Annotated in this window: 3 protein-coding genes; all 3 read left to right on the top strand. The window is 64.3% G+C overall.

The window, feature by feature from the left end:
- The coding region (locus tag RTI28_RS30195) for an OprD family outer membrane porin (protein ID WP_316923895.1) at positions 1 to 119 on the top strand (119 nt) is incomplete at its 5' end.
- Positions 120 to 149: 30 nt separating this feature from the next.
- Entirely contained in the window at positions 150 to 875 is a 726-nt protein-coding gene (locus RTI28_RS30190) for a transporter substrate-binding domain-containing protein (protein WP_316923894.1), read from the top strand.
- 53 nt (positions 876 to 928) lie between these two features.
- On the top strand, positions 929 to 2572 hold the full coding sequence (locus RTI28_RS30185) for an acetolactate synthase large subunit (RefSeq protein WP_316923893.1): 1644 nt from the start codon (positions 929 to 931) through the stop codon (positions 2570 to 2572).
- Positions 2573 to 2855: the final 283 nt, after the last annotated feature.

Below are 2855 nucleotides of genomic sequence, written 5' to 3'. Positions count from 1 at the left end.
AGGACGGGGTGCTGAAGAATGTCGGCATCAAGTGGCGCAATGCGGCCTATCGCTCGAGCTTCGCCCGGGGTGCCGACGAGAATCGCCTGATCGTTTCCTATACCTTGCCTATCTGGTAAGCCTTGAGGACCTCATCGCTGGAGTCCAACATGCCCCTTGTAACCCCCGCCATCCTCCAGGAACTCGCCCCCGACGGCGTGCTGCGCGCCGCCATCAACTTCGGCAACCCGGTCCTTGCCCAGCGCGGTGCCGACGGCGAGCCCCAGGGCGTCTCCGTGGCCCTGGCCAAGGCCCTGGCCGACGCATTGGGCGTGCCCCTGGAAATGCGTACCTTCGACGCCGCCGGCAAGGTCTTCGCTGCACTGGAGGACAACGCCTGGACCGTCGCCTTCCTCGCCATCGAACCGGTACGCGAGGCGCAGATCCACTTCAGTGCCCCCTACGTGCTGATCGAAGGCACCTACCTGGTGCGCAACGATGCACCGTTCCAGGCGGTGGACCAGCTCGACCAGCCCGGCCTGCGCCTGGCGGTGGGCGAGGGCGCGGCCTACGACCTGTTCCTCAGCCGCACCCTGCAGCACGCGACGCTGGAACGGGCCGCCACCTCGGCGGGCGCGGTGGACCTGTTCATCGGCGCACATCTCGATGCCGCCGCCGGCGTGCGTCAGCCGCTGGAGAAGATCGCTGCGGCCGATTGTCGCTTTCGGGTGCTGAACGGTGCATTTACTTCAATACGTCAAGCCATGGCGGTGCCGAAAAGATGCGACAATGCCGCCGTCTTTGTAAGTGACTTTATCGAGCGTTGCTTGCGTCAAGACTTCGTCCGGGCCGCTTTGCTGGCGACCGGGCAGACTGATGTCAGTGCTCCGCGCTGACCGCTCAACCTTTTTTCCCTGATCCTGCAATCCCATTTGAGGTAGCAAGCAAGATGGCCAAGGCCGCCGATGTCGTTGTGCAATGCCTGGAAAACGAAGGTGTCGAGTATGTGTTCGGCATTCCCGGTGAGGAAAACCTCGACCTGCTGGAATCCCTGCGCAAGTCGAAGATCAAGCTGGTGCTGACCCGCCACGAACAGTCCGCGGGCTTCATGGCTGCCACCTATGGCCGCCTCACCGGCAAGACCGGCGTCAGCCTGTCGACCCTCGGCCCTGGCGCGACCAACCTGGTCACCGCCGGCGCCTACGCCTACCTGGGCGGCATGCCGATGCTGATGATCACCGGCCAGAAGCCGATCAAGAAGTCCAAGCAGGGTCGTTTCCAGATCCTCGACGTGTGCGCAATGATGGACCCCATCACCAAGTACACCCACCAGTTCGCCTCCGCCGACAACATCCCGTCGCGCATGCGCGAGGCGTTCCGCCTGGCCGAGGAAGAGAAGCCGGGCGCGGTGCACCTGGAGCTGCCGGAAGACATCGCCGCCGAGCAGACCGACGTCCTGCCGATTCCGCCGAGCCTGCACCGTCGTCCGCTGGCCGAGCACGTGGCCATCGAGGCCGCCGTCGAGAAACTGCGCATCGCGCGCAGCCCGATCCTGGTGATCGGTGCCGGCGCCAACCGCAAGATGACCGCCAAGGTCCTGACCCAGCTGATCGAGAAGACCGGCATCCCGTTCGTCACCACCCAGCTCGGCAAGGGTGTGGTCGACGAGCGCAACCCGCGCTTCCTCGGCAACGCCGCACTGTCTTCCGGTGACTTCGTGCACCGTGCGGTCGAGGCGGCCGACCTGATCATCAACATCGGCCACGACGTGATCGAGAAGCCGCCGTTCTTCATGGTCCGTGGCGGCACCGAGGTCATCCACATCAACTTCCGCTCCGCTGAAGTCGATGCCGTGTACTTCCCGCAGATCGAAGTGATCGGCGACATCGCCAACGCCGTATGGCAGATCGGCGAAGGCCTGGGCGACGTGTCGCACTGGGACTTCACCCGCCTGATGGCGATCCGCGAGGCCAACGAAGCGCAGATCGCCGAAGGCAAGGACGACAACCGCTTCCCGGTGTATCCGCAGCGGCTGGTCGCCGATATCCGCCGCGCCCTGCCGTCGGACGGCATCGTCGCCCTGGACAACGGCATCTACAAGATCTGGTTCGCCCGCAACTACAAGGCGCACAAGCCCAACACCGTGCTGCTGGACAACGCCCTGGCGACCATGGGCGCGGGCCTGCCGTCGGCCATGGCCTCGCACCTGGTGTATCCGGACCGTCCGGTGATCGCGGTGTGCGGCGACGGCGGTTTCATGATGAACAGCCAGGAGCTGGAAACCGCGGTGCGTCTGGGCATGCACGTCACCGTGGTGATCCTGCGTGACGACGGCTACGGCATGATCCGCTGGAAGCAGGCGAACATGGGCTTCACCGATTTCGGCCTGGACTACGGCAACCCGGACTTCGTCAAGTACGCCGAAGCCTACGGTGCCAACGGCCATCGGGTGGAAAGCGCCGAAGGCCTGCTGCCGCTGCTGGAGCACTGCATCAAGACCCCGGGCGTGCACGTGATCGACGTGCCGGTGGACTACAGCGAGAACGATCGCATCCTCAATAGCGAACTGCGTGAGCGCGCCCTGGCCGTTTAAGCTGCGTCGGGATTGACCAAGAACGCCGCGTTCCGGGCTCCGGAACGCGGCGTTTTTTCATGGCGTGGAAAAGCCCGCGAAGCGCTTGTTGAAGCCGGTCTCATTTCAAGTGCCGGATGATCTGCTGCGCTTGCCGGCCTCATCGCGGGCAACGCCCGCTCCCAGTGTGCCCGGCATGGGCCAAAATCAGTCACCTGAAAGCGGTGACCAGACTGAGTGACGACAACTGTAGTGAAACGCAAGGTGGACGCCGTGAGGCCAAGCTGAAAGAAGCGCGTAGCGA

It is taken from the genome of Pseudomonas sp. zfem002 (assembly GCF_032621685.1).
GTDB classification, from domain to species: domain Bacteria; phylum Pseudomonadota; class Gammaproteobacteria; order Pseudomonadales; family Pseudomonadaceae; genus Aquipseudomonas; species Aquipseudomonas japonica.
This window is presented reverse-complemented; position numbering and strand designations above follow the sequence as displayed.